The organism is Micromonospora echinospora, assembly GCF_900091495.1.
In the GTDB taxonomy this organism is placed as follows: domain Bacteria; phylum Actinomycetota; class Actinomycetes; order Mycobacteriales; family Micromonosporaceae; genus Micromonospora; species Micromonospora echinospora.
In genome coordinates this window covers 1,362,233-1,378,758 of record NZ_LT607413.1, presented here as the reverse complement: position 1 = coordinate 1,378,758, position 16,526 = coordinate 1,362,233, and the positions used below count along the sequence as shown (strand labels likewise).

The following is a 16,526-nucleotide window of genomic DNA, read 5'->3' as shown; positions in this document are numbered from 1 at the left end:
GCCTTACTTCGCCAGCAGCGGCTGGATCTTGGTGCAGACGCCTTCCAGAACCGCCTTGACGTCCGCGTCGGGCTTCCACAGCGGGTCGAGTCCGGCGCGTACCTGCTGGCTCAGTTCGGCCTGGCCGGCGTGGCTGGGCTTGACCACTCCGGTGCTGATGCCGTCGATGACGACCTTCTGCAACTGCTCCGGCTTGAGCTGGGGGTTCGACTTGGCCAGCGTCTCGGCGTTGAGCAGGGACTGCCGCGGCGGCGGGAAGAACTGGGAGAGCTTCGCCGAGTTGGTGGGGTTGGTGAAGAAGGCGAGGAAGTCGGCCGCCTTGTCGGCGTTCTTGCTCTGCTTCAGCACCCCGATGCCGGCCTGGCCGACCACGGCGTAGTTGCCCTTCGGGCCGGCCGGCAGCGGGACCAGGTCCCAGGCGAAGCCGTCCGCCTTGAGCAGCGACGCGCGGGAGATCTGGGTGACCGTCATGGCCGCGTCACCGGCGAAGAAGTCGGCGGTGGTGCCCGGGCCGGGCAGCGCCTTGGCGGTGAAGATCGCCTTGTGCAGCGTGGTCATCGCGTCGACCATCTCCGGCGCGGCGAAGCCGCAGGACTTGCCGTCGGCGCTCCACGCCTGGGCACCCCAACCGGTCCAGAAGGTGGAGAGGTTGTCCCAGCCCTTGTAGTCGAAGTCGCGTACCACCAGACCGGCCTTGCCGGTCGCGGCCTGGGTGGCCGCGGCGGACGCCAGCGCGGTGTCCCAGTTCCACTGCCCGGCGGCGATCAGCTCGGCAGGGGTCTTCTGACCGGCCTTCTTCAGCATGTCGGTGTTGACGAAGACACCGAACGGAGAGGTGGAGAACGGGTACGCGTACAGCTTCCCGTCGTTCTGCCAGAGCTTCAGGGTGGCCGGCGAGAGGTCGTCGTACTGGTAGCCGTCGGCCTTCTTGAGCGTGTCGTCCAGCGGGTGGAGCGCGCCGGAGGAGACGAAGTCGGGGGCGGAGTTCTCCAGCACCCAGGCCAGGTCGGGCGCGTTCCCGCCGGCGATCTGGGTGGTCAGGGTGGTGGTGTAGTTCTCGAACGGCAGCGGGTCGAAGGTGATGCCGGCGACGTCCGGGTTGGCCTTCTTGTATTCGTCGGCGATCTCGTTGAACAGCTTCAGGTGCGCCTCGTTGGCGCTCCAGATGGTCATCCGCAGATTGGCCGGACCGCTCTCCTCGGCCTGGTCACCGCCACCGCAGGCGGTCAGCGCGAGCACGCCGGCCAGGGCGACGGCGGCGCCGCGCAGGCCTCTTCCTGTTCTCATGGTGTTTCTCCTCAACCGGGGGTGGTGTCAGTAGCCCGCGATCTGCGGCCAGCGCAGTTCCACGCCGGCCGCCGTGATGCGGTCCTGGAAGTCGGCCAGCAGACGGGGGGTGTTGCGGACCGCGCGCGGGGACTCGCCCCGCGCCAGACAGAAGTCGGCGAGCAGACCGGCGACCTCGCCGACGTTCCACTCGACCGGGTGCAGCCGGTAGCTGCCGTTGGTGATGTGGGTGGTGCCGATGTTCTTGCCGGCCGGCAGCAGGTTCTCCATCCGCTGCGGGACGAGCGCGCCGAGCGGGATCTCGAACGGGCAGGAGCCGACGTCGATGTAGTTGTCGCCACCGGTGGACGGGTGCAGGTCGATGCGGTACATCCCCACGCCGACCGAGTCCGGGTAGTTCACCGCGCCGTGCTCGCCGCGTACCGCCAGCGACAGGTCCTGCTCGACCACCGTGTACTCGGCCCGGATCCGGCGTGACTCCCGGATGTAGGGCGCCTGCGCCAGGCCGTCCCGGCTGCCGGTGACGTCGCCGCGCAGCCGCAGGCCGGGGAAGCCGGTGCCACCGTCCGGCCGGGGTGCCTCGGTCTGCAACCAGTAGAGGACCGAGAACGACAGCTCGCGCGCCTTCGACAGGTGCCAGGACGCGTTCGGCACGTCGATGACCGGGCCCTCGAAGTAGTCGATCATCGGCCAGTTGACCAGTGTGATGTCGCTGGCGTACGCACCCTCGGTGAAGTTGCGCCGGGCGGCGATCCGCCGGAACGTCCAGAGGTTGCCGTCACCGGCGTTGAGCCGCTGGTCGGCGTTGACCAGCAGCGGGTCGTCGTCCGGGTTCGGCGTGAAGCTCCGTTCGAGGATCTCCAGCGTGCGCGGGTTCGGCGACCGCCAGGAGAGCAGCCGGTCACCCCAGAAGTCCGGCTTGTAGTCCCGCCAGAATTCGTACCCGGCCGGGCGGTCGATGGTGTGGTCGCCGTCGACGTGGTCGAGGGCGAAGCAGACCGAGACGGCCTGCATGTTCATCGGCTGCGCCTGCGCCGGCGCGCTCGGCTCACCGGTCTCGGTCTGCGCCTCGAAGCCGGTGACGTACTCGGTGCCGGAGAGCGGCAGCAGCTCACCGGTCTCCGTGGCGTCCAGGACGTACGGTGCGACGATGTCGATCCGGTCGTCCCGGTCGCGGTGCGCCACGGTCACCCCGACCACCCGGTCCCCGTCGGTCTCCGTCGCGACCGGCCGGTACGGCTGGAGGACGGTCAACCGGCCGGAGCCGCGGTAGGGCGCCAGCATCGCCTCGATGACCGCGACGGCGACCCGGGGCTCGTGGCAGAGCCGACTCACCCAACCGGCCCCGGGGTTCAGGTCCGACCAGGCACGGGACCGCTCGGTCAGCGGGTAGTGCCGACGGTAGTAGTCCCGGACGCCGGTGCGCAGGGCCCGGTAACTGGCGGTGGCGCCGAACTGCTCGATCCAGGAGTGCTCGTCCGGCGGGACAGCCTGGCTGGTGAGTTGCCCGCCGAGCCAGTCGAACTCCTCGGTCAGGATGACGGACCGGCCGGCCCGGGCCGCGGCCAGCGCCGCCGCCACCCCGCCCAACCCGCCGCCGACGACGAGGACGTCCGCACGCATCTGTACCACTTGCTTCCTTCCAGTTTCACGGCCACCGCTTCAGCTGCGGTCGACCGCCGGATTCGGGGGGCCGAGGGTCTCGCCCTCGACGGGTTCGCAGGGAAGGAGCCGTTGATGGACGCCGGTGGCGCCGCCGTCGACCAGGTCGGCCAGCATCCTCACGGCCTGGCGGCCCATCTCCTCCCGGGGGATGTGGAACCCGGTGAACGCGACGTCGCTGGGTACCGCGACGGTCGGGTCGCCGAGGGTCACGATGGAGAGGTCGCCGGGAACGGCCAGTCCGCGCCGGCGGGCGGCCAGTTCCAGCGCCACCGCGTAGGCGAAGTCCTCCACGAAGACGACGGTGGCCCGGTCGGCGTGCAGGTCGTCGAGGAGCGTGTCGGGCTCCTGCCCCGTGCCGGGGATGTGCCGGGCGCTCTCCGCGCCGGCGGCGTGCTCCTGGAAACCGCGGTACCGGTCAGCGGACGATTCGGCGTCCAGCCCCACGCTGAGGTAGGCGAGCCGCCGATGCCCGTGGGCCAGGGACATCCTGACGAGTTGTCCCACTGCCTCGGCGTAGTCGGCTCCGACGTACGGCACCGGGCCACCGGCGTCGTCCCGGCGGCCGACGGCGACGTACGGGAAGCCGTCCGCGTTCAGGCGACGCAGCTCCGTGCCGTCGATTTCCCGGCCCAGCAGGATGCACCCGTCGGCCAGGCGGAGCCGGTTGTCCTGGTGGAAGACCCGACGCCGACCGTCGACGACCGGCGCGCTGGTGAAGAGCAGCAGGTCGCAGCCGACCCGCTCGGCGTACTCCTCGATGCCGAGCAGGAACGGGTGGTAGAAGTCGCGGGTACCGCTGGGAAAGGCCGGCTCGTAGGTGAAGACACCGATGATCCGGTTGAACCGGGAGGCCAACCGGCGGGCCACCGGGTCGGCGACGTAGCCGGTGTCGGCGATCGCCTGGAGCACCCGCTCCCGGGTCTCCGGAGCGATCCGGACGTCGGCGTCGGACCGGTTGTTGAGCACCAGCGAGACGGTCGCCTGGCTCACACCGGCCAGGCGTGCGATGTCACGCTGGGTGACGCGCCTCGATGCAGAGGTCACGGGGGTCGGCCTTTCCTGGGGGAGCTAATACGCATTAGCGGGGTGCTGGAGGGAGCTTCGCCCCTCGGCTGAGCCGCTGTCAAGAGTCAGCCGTTAACTTGCCCGAAACGAAATTCTCTAGCTAATACGGATTAGTGCGCCTCGGCGGCCCGGTCGACCCGCATCCTGGGCGGTGTCACCGTCGATCGCCGGACCGGAGGTCACTCGCCGTGACCGTCCCCCCTGTACGTCGGTGGGCGGCGGGGGTTGCTCGGGCGGGCGGGTGCGCGTCGGCCCGTCGGCGGCCGGTGGCTGCGGGGAGGGGTCGGGCCGGGTGGGCGTCGGGTGGTCGGGCCGGCGTCGCGTGGCCGGGTGGCGGGTTGGCCGTCGCCCGGCCCGCCCCCGGGTCGCCATCCGGATTGGTCATGCGCACGACCATGCGATCGCGCGGTGGTGTCCGGGAGCGGATTTCCTGCATGTTGCTGGCACTGCGCCGCAAAGTCAACGTCCTAACCAGACAGGCACGATCCGGTTCCGCCCTTGACACTCCACCGCCCGGAAAGCAGGGTGGTAATGCGCATGACCACCTGGTCGCCGACCCAGCCCCGAGGGGCAGGAAGGCCTCACTGATGACCGAACCTCCATCCCCACGGGCAACCGGCCTCCGAGGTGGCCGGACAGGTCTCCTGGCGGGTCTCCTCGTGACCGCTGTGGCCCTGGTTCCGGCGATCGTCACCGGCCCGACCGCCGTCGCGTCACCGGCCGGCGTGACCTCCGCCGCCGCGCCGCCCCGCTCGGCGCCGGCCGGTACCTCGGTCTACCGGACCATGCCGACCGATCCCACCGCGGTCGTCCTCGGCAGCACGCAGTTTCCGGTGCACGGCGACGGCGTCGGCGACGACACCGCGTCGGTGCAGGCGGCCATCGACGAAGCCTCCCGCCGCGGCGGCGAGAACGGCCTGGGCAACATCGTCGGCGGGGCCCGTGGCGTCACCGTCGGCGACGGCGGCGGTGTGGTCTTCGTGCCAGAGGGGCGTTACCGGTTGTCCCGCCGGGTCGACCTGCACGCCTCGGTGCGGCTGATCGGCTTCGGGGCGAAACGTCCCGAGTTCCACCTCGGCGAGTCGACCCCCGGTTTCCAGGAGGGCAACCAGTCCTTCCTGTTCGTCGCCACCCGCCGGCCGTACCAGCCGGGGACCACGCCGACCTTCGGCAACAACGACACCTTCGGCACCGGACTGGTCAACCTGGACATCCGCATCGGCGCGGGCAACCCGGCGGCCGTCGCGGTGCGGTTCAGCGGCGCGCAGATGTTCGTCCTCCAGGATCTCGACATCCACGTCGGCGACGGGTACGCCGGTATCGACCACAACGCCAACCTGATCCAGCGGGTCCGGGTCGACGGTGGCGCGGTCGGCCTGCTGGCGTACGCCGCCTCCCCCGGCTGGCAGACGACCCTGCTCGACACCACCTTCACCGGCCAGCGTGAGGCCGCGATCAGGCTGCACACCGACAGCAAGCTCAGCCTGGTCCGCAACCGGTTCGCCGACGCGCCCGCCGGCATCGTCGCCACCCCCGGCCAGACCCAGCGTCTCTACGTCCAGGACTCCGTCTTCGAGGACATCGCCGGGCCGGCGATCACCCTCAACGACAACGAGGCGATTCCCGGCGGCACCGAGCCGGACCTGATCCGGGGCCAGAACCAGCTCAACGTGGTGAACACCGGCGTGACCCGGGCCGGCGCGCTGCTGACCACCGTGCCCAGCGGGCGTACCTGGGCCGGGCCCGGCCCGTCCTACCTGGTCCGGGACGCGACGCTCGGCCTGCGCGTGCACGACGCGCTCGGTGCCGACGAGCGGCGTGCGGCAGGAGTGGTGGTCTCGGCCGTGCCCGCCGCGCCACCGAGCTTCACCCGGCTGCTCACCTCGGACGTCCCGCTGCCGCCGGCCAGCGACAGCTGGGTGAACCTGGCCGAGTACGCCGCCGCCCGTGGCGTCACCGTCGGCACCGGCACCAGCGACGACCACGCCATCTTCCAGCAGGCCATCGACACGCACGACACGGTGTACGTGCCGATGGGCCAGTACCTGATCGGGGACACCCTGCGGCTGCGTCCGCAGAGCAACCTGATCGGCCTGCACCCCCGGCAGACCTGGCTGAAACTGCCCGACCGCGCACCCGCGTTCGGTGACCCGGACCGGCCGAAGGCGATGATCGAGACCCCGCGCGGGGGAACGAACCAGGTCACCGGCCTCGGTCTCGACTCCGCCCGGCAGACCCCGGGCGCGGTGCAGGTGCTCTGGCGGTCCGGCGCGCGCAGTCACCTCGCCGACACCCTGACCCAGTTCGTCAAGTGGCACCCCGAGCAGACCCAGCCCGGTGACCCGACTGCCGGCGACCCGGGCTACCAGTACCGGGGCCGGCACAAGTACAACTTCTGGGTGCAGGGCGGGGGCGGCACCTTCGTCAACCTGTGGAGCGTCGCCGGCTGGGCGGACAACGGCTTCCTCGTCGAGGACACCGCGGTCCGGGGCCGGGTGTACGAGGTCTCCGTCGAGCACCACGAGCACCGTGAGGTCGTGCTGCGCCGGGTGCGCAACTGGGAGTTCCACGCCCTCCAGACCGAGGATCACATCTACGGCTGGCGGTCGCAGGCCGTCGAGTTGGACGACGTGCACGACGTGCTCTTCGGCAACACGGTCTTCTTCCGCGTCGCCACGGTGCTCGGGCCCTACCCGTACGCCGTCGGTATGCGGAACAGCAGCGGCATCGTGATTCGCGGCACCCGTGGCTACCGTCCGGACAACACGGCGAACACCCGCTGGGGCGCCACCGTCGCCGACGTGGTGACCGGCCGCACCGTTCCCGAACTGGAGGTGGCCTACCTCGGGGTGGGCGTGCCCAACGAGGTGCCCGAGCCGGCCGGCGTGTACGCCGCGCCGGACGACCCGGGGCTCACCGTCGTACCCGGACACTCGGGCAGCACCACGGTGCGGCTGCGCAACGACGGTCCGGGGACGCTCACCCGCCTCGCGGTCGGTGTCCGGGCCCCGACCGGGTGGCAGGCGCGGGCGGCGCTCGACACGGCGACGCTGCGCGCCGGTGGCACCGCCACGGCCACTCTCGACGTGCGGCTGCCAGCGGACGCGGAGGGCGACGGCGTCGTGGCGCTGACCCTGGCCTACAGTCGGGCCGGGCAGCAGCAGGAGATCCCGCTGACCCTGCCGGTCCGGGTCGGCGGCGAGAACCTGGCGGTGGGCGCCACGGTGACGGCCAGCTCGACGCTCTCCACGAACGTCGCCGGCAACGCCGTCGACGGGAACCAGACCGGCGGCCGGTGGATCTCCGGCTCGGCCGACCCGTCCCCGACGCTCACCATCGACCTGGGGGAGCCGGCGGACCTGCACCGGCTCGTCCTCTACAGCGGGGTGGCCGGCTCGGACAGCCTCCGGGTGCGGGCCTTCCGGGTCGACGGCCTGGTCGGCGGGGTCTGGACGCCGATCGGAACCGTGGCGGAGAACTCCGCCAGTCCGGTCCGGCTCGACCTGGCCGACGCGCCGCGCGGCATCCAGCAGGTACGCCTGTCGTTCACCGAGCCCAGTCCGACCGACGGGCTGGCCCGCGTCTTCGAGGTGGAGATCCATGGCACCCGGTGACCGCTGGACGTCCGGCCGGGGCCTGCCGGAGAGGTTCCCCCGGGTGGGCGTGCCGGTCCACGGGCACCGGCGACCGGCACCCCTCCCGCGACCGGCGGCTCAGAGCCGGGCAGCGCCCGGGGCGGGCCGCACCCGGACGTGACCCGGCGCGGCGAAGCCGTGCTCGGCGTACGCGGCCGTGACGGCGGTGGCGACCGCGTCGACTGAGGTCGCCTCCACCAGCGCCAGGACGCAGCCGCCGAAGCCGCCGCCGGTCATCCGCGCGCCGAGCGCCCCGGCGGCCAGCGCCGTCTCGACCGCGAGGTCGATCTCCGGCACGGTGATCTCGAAGTCGTCCCGCATGGACGTGTGCGAGGCGGTCAGCAGCGGCCCGATCTCGCGTACCCGGCCGGCGCGGAGCAGCGCGACGGTGTCGAGGACCCGCTGGTCCTCGGTCACCACGTGCCGCACCCGCCGCCGGGTCTCGTCGTCACCGAGCCGCTCCAGCGCGGTCGCCAGCCCGTCGGTGGGCACGTCCCGCAGGGCGGGCACCCCGAGCAGTTCGGCCGCCTGCTCGCAGGACCGCCGACGGGCCGCGTACTCGCCGTCGGCGTGCCGGTGCGGGGCCCGGCTGTCGACGACCAGCATGGCCAGACCGGCGGCGTCGAGGTCGAACGGGATGTGCTCGACCGCCTCGGTGCGGCAGTCGAGGAAGAGGGCGTGCCCGGCCCGGCAGCGGATCACGGCGGACTGGTCCATGATCCCGGTCGGCGCGCCGACGTAGGCGTTCTCGGCGCGCTGGGCGAGCCGGGGCCGCTGCTCGGCGGGAAGGTCCAGCCCGCCGAGGTCGACCAGGGCGGCCAGCACGGCGGCCTCCAGCGCGGCCGACGAGGAGAGGCCGGAGCCGAGCGGTACGTCACTGGCGACGGCGAGCCGTGCGCCCGGTACGGCGTGGCCGGCCTCGCGCAGCGCCCAGACCACCCCGGCGACGTACGCCCCCCAGCCGGTGACCCGGCCCGGGGCGAGGTCGTCGACGGTGAACCGCACCGGTTCGTCGGTGAGTTCCGAGCAGACCGTCCAGACCTGGTCGGGCTCCGGGGCGGCGGCCACCACCGTCCGCAGGGACAGGGCGAAGGGGAGCACGAAACCGTCGTTGTAGTCGGTGTGTTCGCCGATCAGGTTGGCCCGCCCGGGAGCCGCCCAGCGGCCGGCCGGCTCGGCGGCGTACCGCTGCCGGAAGCCGGCGGTGGCGCGGTCGGCGACGTCACCGGCGGTGTCACGGGCCGGGAGGTCACCGGGGGCGCGGTCGGCGACCTCACCGGTGGGGCGCCCGGTCACGGCCGCTCCAGGACGTGCGCGCGGTAGAACGCCCAGGCGTCGCCGACCATGTCCCGCAGGGTCGGCTTCTCGGGTGTCCAGCCGAGTTCCGCGCGGGCCAGCCGGGACGAGGCGACCAGCTCGGCCGGGTCGCCCTCGCGGCGCGGGGCGACCTCGACCGGAACGGGGTGCCCGGTGACCTCGCGGACCACCTCGACGACCTGCCGGTTGGTGAAGCCGTTGCCGTTGCCGAGGTTGTAGATCCGGTGCTGGCCGGGGGTCGCCGCGTCCAGCGCGAGCAGGTGGGCGCGGGCGAGGTCCTCGACGTGGATGTAGTCGCGTACGCAGGTGCCGTCGACGGTGGGGTAGTCGTCCCCGAAGAGCTGGAGCTTCTCCCGGCGTCCGGCGGCGACCTCCAGCGCGATCGGGATCAGGTGGGTCTCCGGGTCGTGCCGCTCGCCGATGGCCTTCCCGCCGCGCAGGTACGCCCCGGCGACGTTGAAGTAGCGCAGCGAGACCGCCGCCAGGTCGTGTCCGATCGCCTCGGAGGTGAGCGCCATGTCGACGGCGAGCTTGGTCGCGCCGTACGTGTTGGTGGGGGCCTTGACCGCCGTCTCCGGGATGGGCAGCTCGACCGGGTTGCCGTAGACGGCGGCGGTGGAGGAGAAGACCAGGCGCGGCACCCCGGCGGCGCGGACGGCGTCGATCAGCGCCAGCGAGCCGACGGTGTTGGTGTGCCAGTACAGCTCCGGCCGCACCATGGACTCGCCGGCGGCGATCAACGCGGCGAAGTGCAGCACCCCGTCGAACCCGGCCTGCGGGGTGAGCACACCGGCGGCCTCGTGCACCGGGGCCTCGACGTGGGTCGCCTCGGGGGCGAGCGCCGCCCGGTGGCCGGTACGCAGGTCGTCGAGGACGACCACCTCGTGACCGGCGTCCAGCAGCATCCGGGTCACCACACTGCCGATGTAGCCGGCCCCACCGGTGACGAGCAGTTTCACGTCGGTCCCCTCCTGACCGGCCACCGGTGGCGGCCGTCCCGTAGCTCACCCTACGGCCGCCGCTCGTAGCCGATGCGGCCCGCCGCCGGGATATTCCACCACAACCTGTCAGGATCGAACAGAGTCAAACACAGGGGATCGGCCGAGGGCTCCGGTGTCTACCATCTCTGGTATGCGGGAGACGGGTGGTTCCCGGCCCCGGCGGCGACGGCCGGGGCGGTCACGACGATCGGGGCGGCCACGACCCGAACCCGGCCCGGTGGCACGGGCCGTGGCCGGAATCGTGGTCCGCGCCGCCGACGGCGCGACCCGACTGGTGACCCACCTGCTGGGCGCCGGCCCCGCCGCCGGGCGGGAACGGATCAGCGAGGCGGATCTGCGTGACCTGGTCGCCGCGAACACCGTTCTCGACGCGGACGAGCGCCGGATCATCGACGAGGTGCTGGTGGCCGGGGCGAGCCTGGTCCGCGAGGTGATGATGCCCCGCACCGAGGTGGTCTTCCTCTCGGCGCGGCTCACCGTCGCCGAGGCCGCCGAACTGGCCCGCACCGCGACGCACACCCGCTACCCGGTGGTCGACGGCACCCACGACGACGTGGTCGGCTTCGTGCACCTGCGTGACCTGCTGCTCCGGCCCGACCCGGATCCGGATCCCCGGGCCACCGTCGGCGAGCTGACCCGTGAGGTGAAACGTCTTCCCGGCAGCAAGCGGGTGCTGGCGGCGCTGACCGAGATGCGCCGGGAACGGCACCACCTCGCGGTGGTGGTCGACGAGTACGGCGGCACCGCCGGCATCGTCACCCTGGAGGACCTGATCGAGGAGCTGATCGGGGAGATCCACGACGAGTACGACACCGACCCCGACCCGGTGCACGCCGGCCTTCCCGCCGTGGTGGACGGCCGGCTGAACCTCGCCGACTTCGCCGAGCGCACCGGCGTGGTGCTGCCCGTCGGTCCGTACGAGACGGTGGGCGGGCACGTGATGGCGGCCCTGGGCCGACTGCCGGTCGTCGGCGACGAGGTGTCGGTGGCCGCCGAGCCCGGTGAGCGCCCCGCCGGTGGCGCGAACCGTCCCCCGAGCGGCGGAACGGGTCACCCCGTCGCGGAACCGGCTCCGCTGGCCGGCTGGTCGCTGCGGGTGCTCGCGGTGGAGGGACGCCGGGTGGCCCGGGTGGCAGTCGCGGTGGCCCGCCCCGCCGAACCGCGTCGCCCGCTTCCGGCCAGCCCCGCCCCACCGGCCGCCGTCGGGGCGAAGCCGAACGCCGGCCCGTCATGACGTACGTCGGGCGTTGCTGACAGAATTGCCGGCATGTCCGACGTGCCTGCCCGCCCCCGCGTCCTCTCCGGCATCCAGCCGACGGCCGACTCGTTCCACCTCGGCAACTACCTGGGCGCGGTCCGGCACTGGGTGGCCCTCCAGGACACCCACGACGCCTTCTACTGTGTCGTCGACCTGCACGCCATCACCGCCGGACACGACGCGAAGACGTTGCGCCAGCGCAGCCGGACGGCCGCCGCGCAGCTGCTCGCCGTCGGACTGGACCCGGAGCGCTGCGCGCTGTTCGTCCAGTCCCAGGTGCCCGAGCACGCCCAGCTGGCCTGGATCCTCTCCTGCGTCACCGGGTTCGGCGAGGCCAGCCGGATGACCCAGTTCAAGGACAAGTCGCAGAAGCAGGGCAGCGACCGGGCCAGCGTGGGCCTCTTCACGTACCCAATCCTCCAGGCCGCCGACATCCTGCTCTACCAGGCGGACGCGGTGCCGGTCGGCGAGGACCAGCGCCAGCACCTGGAACTCACCCGGGACCTGGCCCAGCGCTTCAACACCAGCTTCGGCCGGACGTTCACCGTGCCGGCGGCCCACATCGTCCGGGACACCGCGAAGATCACCGACCTCCAGGACCCGACCGCGAAGATGTCGAAGTCGTCGTCCTCGCCGGCCGGCATCATCAACCTCCTGGAGGAGCCGGCCCGCTCGGCCAAGAAGATCCGCTCGGCGGTCACCGACACCGGCCGGGAGATCGTCTTCGACGCCGAGGCCAAGCCGGGCATCGCCAACCTGCTGACCATCTACTCCGCGCTGACCGGCCGGAGCATCGACGACCTGGTCGCCGCGTACGCCGGCAAGGGCTACGGCGATCTCAAGAAGGACCTCGGCGAGGTGGTGGTGGAGTTCGTCCGGCCGGTGCAGGAGCGCACCCGCAGCTACCTGGACGACCCGGCCCAGCTCGACAAGCTGCTCGCGCAGGGGGCCGAGAAGGCCCGCGCGGTCGCGGCCCGAACCCTCGCGACCACATACGAGCGGGTCGGGTTCTTCCCGCCGGTACGCATCGGGTGACGTCGGTGCCATGAGGTCGACGGTGGACGGGTCAGCGACCGGAGGGACGGCGCGGGGCGTGGATCGCAGGGGCGCAACGGCAGGCACGGCCGCGACCACCCAGATCGGCGTGGCGGTCGACATTCCGGAACCGTGGGGTTCCTTCCTCACCCGTCGGCGGGCGGAGGCGGGTGACCCGCTGGCAGCCCACATCCCCGCGCACGTGACACTCCTCGGGCCCACCGAGATCCCGGTCGACGCCATGCCGGTCGTCGAGGCACACCTGGCCGCGGTGGCCGCCGCGCACCTGCCGTTCAGCCTGCACCTGCGGGGCACCGGCACCTTCCGCCCGGTGACCCAGGTGGTCTTCGTCGCGGTGGCCGCCGGGATCAGCGAGTGCGAACTGCTCGCCGAGGCGATCAGCGCCGCCCCGGAACTGCACCGGGAGACCCGGTTCCCGTACCACCCGCACGTGACGGTCGCCCAGGACGTCGCGCCGGAGGCGCTGGACCGGGTCTACGAGGACCTGGCCGACTTCTCCGCCATCTTCGAGGTGGAGGCCTTCACCCTCTTCTCGCACTCCGGCCAGATCCGCTGGCAACCCCGCCGCGACTTCCGCCTGGGCCCCTGACCCGGCGCGCTGCCGTGGGCGGTGTTGTGAATCTTGGACAGTTTCCGTCGTATGCCAGCGGAAACTGTCCAAGATTGCGTGCTCCCGGTCCCGTCAGCGCGGGGTGAGGCGGCGGGTGCAGGGTCCGTCGTGGCGGACGCGGAGCAGGCAGCGCCGGCCGTCGGGCATCCTCGCGTCACAGAAGACCCGATGCCGTACGCCCTGCTCGTCCTCGTGGGAAACGGTGGTCTCGCCCGGGTCTGTGTACGGCAGGACTCGCGCCCAGCGGGCGAGGACCCGGGCGAGACGGACCGCGTCGGGCAGGTCGCTGGCGATCACCGGCAGGTGGATGACGAAGCGGTCGGGCATCAGCGGTAACTCTGTTCGTTGACCCGGGGCGCGTACTGCGACTGCCACCGCCGTAGCGCCTCCTTGACCCGGATGGTCTCCTGTTGGCTGCGGTGCAGCAGCTCGTAGGCGGTGGCCAGGTCGTCGGCGACCCGGTCGAGGAAGTCATGCACCTCGTCCGGGTCAAGCCCGCGCCGCCACCGGTGGGTCAGCGAGAACCGCCGCCCCCGAACCTGCCATGGTCCCAGCGGCGCGCATACCGCCGACCGGTACAGTCCGCCACCCGGCCTGGCCTCGCTCCCAGGCCGGTGGTGCCGACCACCGCACGACCGCCACCGTCGCTGCACCAACGTCTGCATACCCCGCTGCCTCTCTCCCGACCGAACGACGTGGAAGGGGTGGCCCACCCGCCCGCCGCGTACGGGTGGGCCACCCCGCCCTGCCACCGCAGCCACGATCGGCAGTACGACAGCAGAGCTGACTCTTGAGGGCGTCTATCCCCCTAGACATCCGAGGCTGGTTTCTGTTCGAGGATGTCTAGGGGGATAGACGCAACGATACGAAGGGTATGGTGAGTCGTCAAGGGGGCTAGACGCTCTTACGTCGACCGCGAGAGGCGATATGCCAGGCGAAGTGGACAGGATCGCTGCGATAGGCGATCCGTTCGATCTGCTGCGGGAAGCCACGGCCCGCATGGCGGCAGCTCAGGAAGAGGTGACCGAGCTTGCCCGCCTGCGCCGGAAGGTCATCCAGGAACTGCACGACGCGGGCGTGTCGTATGCCCAGATCGCGCAACGCGTGGGGCTCACCCGGGGTCGCATTCACCAGATCCGCCATGGTGGTCCCGCTCCCGAGGGTGCCTTCTTCGGATCGGGTCGCGTGGTCGTCGCTACGCCGCTGAAGGAAGAGGCGATCAGAGGCCGGCCCGTCATCGCCATCGAGGACGTTGCCGCAGCACAACGGCTCGGCGAGCTTGCGCGGAGTCTGGGACTGGAGCCCTCGTTCGAGCACATCCCGGCCGGGGGAGCGATCGACCTCAACCGGCCGAACCTGGTGGTGATCTGCGGACCCCGCATCTCCGAGCCCGTCGCCCAGGTCCTCGCCCAGGACCCGGTCCTGCAGTTCGAGCGAGTCAGCGAGGGCCCGTGGACACTCGTCGACCGGGAGACCGGTGCTGTCTACCGGTCCGGGCAGGACCAAAACCCACCGGTCGCCTCGGACGTCGCCTACCTCGGTCGGCTACCACGGCCCGACGGACGTGGCTCACTGATCGTCCTCACGGGTATCCACCCGCCCGGCTCACTCGGCGTGATCCACCTGATCTGCACGCGACTCACCGAACTCTTCGCCCAGGTCGACACGGCCAACTTCTCCGTACTGATCGGCACGGAGTACGAACCGGAAACGAACGAGCCCCGCGAGGTCACGATCCTCACACCGTTCTACCGGCTGCCGGAAGGCTGAGCATGCAGGTCACCATGGCGACCAGTCCTGCCCAGCGCGGCGAGCCCAACGAAGACTTCGCCGGCGCGGTCCCGAACGCCGTCGTGCTGCTCGACGGCGCGGGCGCGTCGGGCACGACGTCGACCTGTTCGCACGGCGTCGCCTGGTACACCCGCCGTCTCGGTGGCGCGTTGCTCTCCCGGTTGGCCGCCGACGACCACGACCTCACCGCTCTCCTGGCCGATGCCATCACCCAGGTGACTGACAGCCACCGGCACACCTGTGACGTTCATGATCCGAGCAGCCCGTCCGCAACCGTCGTCATCTTCCGGGTCATCGGCGACCGTGCCGACTACCTGGTTCTCGCCGACTCCGTTCTCGTTGTCGAGCGGGACGAGGGCAAGCCCCTCGTTATGACCGACGACCGCGAGGCGGAAATTGGTCGCCGCTACCGGGCCGCCATGGATGCCGCAGTCAACGACACCCCAGAACACCACCAGGCCCGCCGGGAGTACATCGAGGCCATGCGCGGCCATCGGAACCAGCCCGGCGGATTCTGGGTCGCCGCCGACGACCCACGAGCCGCTGCCCAGGCGCTGACCGGGGACCTGCCCACCCACGGCATTGCCTCCGTGACCCTGCTGAGTGACGGAGCCAGCCGACTCGTCGACCGGTTCCGGCTCGCGGACTGGCCCGGAGCCCTCGCGCTACTCGCCACAGCGGGTCCGACCGAGGTCATCCGGAGGGTTCGTGACGCGGAAACCAGCGACCCGCGCGGCGCGAAATGGCCACGTGGAAAAACCTTCGACGACGCCACTCTCGCGTACTGCGTTGGACTCGACCAAGTGGTGCGGTGACGAATCCCGGGATGGGGTGATTGACGCGGCTCGCCGTACCGGAGGGCGGCGGGGACATGGATCGGCGAGGATGACCGGGTGAACGTGTTCGGGCGGATCGAGGCCGGGGCCAACCGGCGGATCACGTCGGCGCGCCGACGGTCCCGGCTGTTCGACCACGTCTGGCGGGCCGGGGTGCGCTACAACGACGTGCTCGCCGGACGGCTCGCCGCGGCCATCGCCTACTACGGGTTCTTCGCGGCCTTCGCTCTCGCCCTGATCGGGTACGCGGTCTTCGGCGCGGTCGTCGAGGACAACGACGAGGTCAGTGAGGCGGCGGCCGGCTTCCTCCGGGAGAACCTGCCCTTCCTCGACCCGGTGCAGATCGCCGACAGCAGCGGCCGGGTCGGCGTGATCGGTCTGGTCCTCCTGGCCCTCACCGGCATCGGCTGGGTCGAGGCGATCCGTTCCTCGCAGCGGCTGATCTACGGCCTCAACGAGCAGCCGGGCAACCTGGTGGTCCGCCGTCTGGTGGACCTCGGCATCCTGGTCGCGCTCTTCGTGCTGCTCGGGGTGTCCGTGGCCGCCGTCGACGCGCTGGAGTCCCTGCTGCGCTTCCTGCTGCGCAGCACCGGCTCGGTGGGGCTGACCACGGTGAGCGCGCTGCTCAGCGTCCTGATCAACCTGGTGCTGGCCAGTGCCTTCCTGGTGCTGGTGCCCCGGCTGCGGATAAGTCGCCGTCGGCTGCGGCCGGTGGTCCTGGTGGTCGCCGTCGGCATCACCCTGCTCAACACGGTCGGCCGCTACTACGTGGTCCGGACCGAGCGGAACCCGGCCTACACGGTGGTGGCCGGCGCGGTCGGGCTGCTGCTCTACCTCTACCTGCTCAACCAGTTGGTGCTCTTCGGCGCGGCGCTCGCCGCGACCAGCCGGACCGGGCAGGTGCTCGACATGGCGGACGGCGCCCGTCCGGTCGCCCCGGTCGGCGACCCGGCACCGGATCCCCCGGAGCGTCCCGCCCCCGCGACCGGCTGACGTACCCGGGAA

Annotated in this window: 14 protein-coding genes; 7 read left to right on the top strand and 7 right to left on the bottom strand. The window is 71.7% G+C overall.

The annotated features are described in order from the left end of the window. Nucleotides 1-3: 3 nt before the first annotated feature. From GA0070618_RS06100 to GA0070618_RS06090, 3 genes are read right to left on the bottom strand one after another with little or no spacing between them, the layout of a single operon-like run. Nucleotides 4-1,287: an ABC transporter substrate-binding protein gene (locus GA0070618_RS06100; protein ID WP_088980771.1), complete on the bottom strand. Its 1,284-nt coding sequence runs from the start codon at nt 1,285-1,287 to the stop codon at nt 4-6. A 27-nt stretch (nt 1,288-1,314) separates the two neighbouring features. Then, the gene (locus tag GA0070618_RS06095) at nt 1,315-2,910 is read right to left on the bottom strand and encodes an FAD-dependent oxidoreductase (RefSeq protein ID WP_088980770.1); all 1,596 of its coding nucleotides are present in this window, start codon (nt 2,908-2,910) and stop codon (nt 1,315-1,317) included. Between the two features lie 39 nt (nt 2,911-2,949). Further along, on the bottom strand, nt 2,950-3,996 hold the full coding sequence (locus tag GA0070618_RS06090) for a LacI family DNA-binding transcriptional regulator (RefSeq protein WP_088980769.1): 1,047 nt from the start codon (nt 3,994-3,996) through the stop codon (nt 2,950-2,952). 680 nt (nt 3,997-4,676) lie between these two features. Here GA0070618_RS06090 and GA0070618_RS06085 point away from each other — a divergent pair. Continuing rightward, nucleotides 4,677-7,631 carry a glycosyl hydrolase family 28-related protein gene (locus tag GA0070618_RS06085; RefSeq protein WP_143740240.1) on the top strand — a complete coding sequence of 985 codons (2,955 nt, stop codon included), beginning with the start codon at nt 4,677-4,679 and terminating at the stop codon, nt 7,629-7,631. A 99-nt stretch (nt 7,632-7,730) separates the two neighbouring features. Here the strand turns inward: GA0070618_RS06085 and galK are convergent, their stop codons facing one another. Continuing rightward, nucleotides 7,731-8,948, bottom strand: coding sequence for a galactokinase (gene galK, locus GA0070618_RS06080; RefSeq protein WP_088980767.1), 1,218 nt, complete (start codon nt 8,946-8,948; stop codon nt 7,731-7,733). Next, nucleotides 8,945-9,928 (bottom strand): UDP-glucose 4-epimerase GalE, encoded by a 984-nt coding sequence (gene galE, locus GA0070618_RS06075; protein ID WP_088985316.1) that lies wholly within the window; start codon nt 9,926-9,928, stop codon nt 8,945-8,947. The genes galK and galE overlap by 4 nt, the downstream gene beginning before the upstream one ends. 283 nt (nt 9,929-10,211) lie before the next feature. Here galE and GA0070618_RS06070 point away from each other — a divergent pair, with 283 nt between their 5' ends. From GA0070618_RS06070 to GA0070618_RS06060, 3 genes are read left to right on the top strand one after another with little or no spacing between them, the layout of a single operon-like run. Beyond that, complete coding sequence (locus tag GA0070618_RS06070; protein WP_231931806.1) at nt 10,212-11,204, top strand: hemolysin family protein; 993 nt, start codon at nt 10,212-10,214, stop codon at nt 11,202-11,204. A gap of 33 nt (nt 11,205-11,237) precedes the next feature. Further along, nucleotides 11,238-12,263, top strand: coding sequence for a tryptophan--tRNA ligase (gene trpS / locus GA0070618_RS06065; protein WP_088980765.1), 1,026 nt, complete (start codon nt 11,238-11,240; stop codon nt 12,261-12,263). Between the two features lie 10 nt (nt 12,264-12,273). Continuing rightward, on the top strand, nt 12,274-12,873 hold the full coding sequence (locus GA0070618_RS06060; RefSeq protein WP_088980764.1) for a 2'-5' RNA ligase family protein: 600 nt from the start codon (nt 12,274-12,276) through the stop codon (nt 12,871-12,873). Nucleotides 12,874-12,966: 93 nt separating this feature from the next. Here the strand turns inward: GA0070618_RS06060 and GA0070618_RS06055 are convergent, their stop codons facing one another. Together GA0070618_RS06055 and GA0070618_RS06050 are read right to left on the bottom strand one after the other, a co-directional pair. Continuing rightward, complete coding sequence (locus tag GA0070618_RS06055; RefSeq protein ID WP_088980763.1) at nt 12,967-13,221, bottom strand: hypothetical protein; 255 nt, start codon at nt 13,219-13,221, stop codon at nt 12,967-12,969. Next, a complete protein-coding gene (locus GA0070618_RS06050; protein WP_414467598.1) occupies nt 13,221-13,475 on the bottom strand; it encodes a DivIVA domain-containing protein in 255 nt (84 codons plus the stop codon). Before GA0070618_RS06050 ends, GA0070618_RS06055 begins: the two co-directional genes overlap by 1 nt. A gap of 358 nt (nt 13,476-13,833) precedes the next feature. On the opposite strand from GA0070618_RS06050, the gene GA0070618_RS06045 reads away from it, so the two are divergent. The 3 genes from GA0070618_RS06045 (at nt 13,834) to GA0070618_RS06035 (ending at nt 16,514) form a co-directional block, all read left to right on the top strand. Continuing rightward, nucleotides 13,834-14,664, top strand: coding sequence for a sigma-70 RNA polymerase sigma factor region 4 domain-containing protein (locus GA0070618_RS06045; protein ID WP_197701726.1), 831 nt, complete (start codon nt 13,834-13,836; stop codon nt 14,662-14,664). A 2-nt stretch (nt 14,665-14,666) separates the two neighbouring features. Beyond that, nucleotides 14,667-15,500: a protein phosphatase 2C domain-containing protein gene (locus GA0070618_RS06040; RefSeq protein WP_088980760.1), complete on the top strand. Its 834-nt coding sequence runs from the start codon at nt 14,667-14,669 to the stop codon at nt 15,498-15,500. A gap of 78 nt (nt 15,501-15,578) precedes the next feature. Beyond that, nucleotides 15,579-16,514, top strand: coding sequence for a YihY/virulence factor BrkB family protein (locus GA0070618_RS06035; RefSeq protein ID WP_088980759.1), 936 nt, complete (start codon nt 15,579-15,581; stop codon nt 16,512-16,514). Nucleotides 16,515-16,526 lie beyond the last annotated feature (12 nt).

Excerpts from the sequence above, each read along its gene's own strand:
- GA0070618_RS06100 (WP_088980771.1), bottom strand. The coding sequence starts at position 1,287 with ATGAGAACAGGAAGAGGCCTGCGCGGCGCCGCCGTCGCCCTGGCCGGC.
- trpS (WP_088980765.1), top strand. The coding sequence starts at position 11,238 with ATGTCCGACGTGCCTGCCCGCCCCCGCGTCCTCTCCGGCATCCAGCCG.
- GA0070618_RS06055 (WP_088980763.1), bottom strand. The coding sequence starts at position 13,221 with ATGCCCGACCGCTTCGTCATCCACCTGCCGGTGATCGCCAGCGACCTG.
- GA0070618_RS06060 (WP_088980764.1), top strand. The coding sequence starts at position 12,274 with ATGAGGTCGACGGTGGACGGGTCAGCGACCGGAGGGACGGCGCGGGGC.
- GA0070618_RS06095 (WP_088980770.1), bottom strand. The coding sequence starts at position 2,910 with ATGCGTGCGGACGTCCTCGTCGTCGGCGGCGGGTTGGGCGGGGTGGCG.
- GA0070618_RS06040 (WP_088980760.1), top strand. The coding sequence starts at position 14,667 with ATGCAGGTCACCATGGCGACCAGTCCTGCCCAGCGCGGCGAGCCCAAC.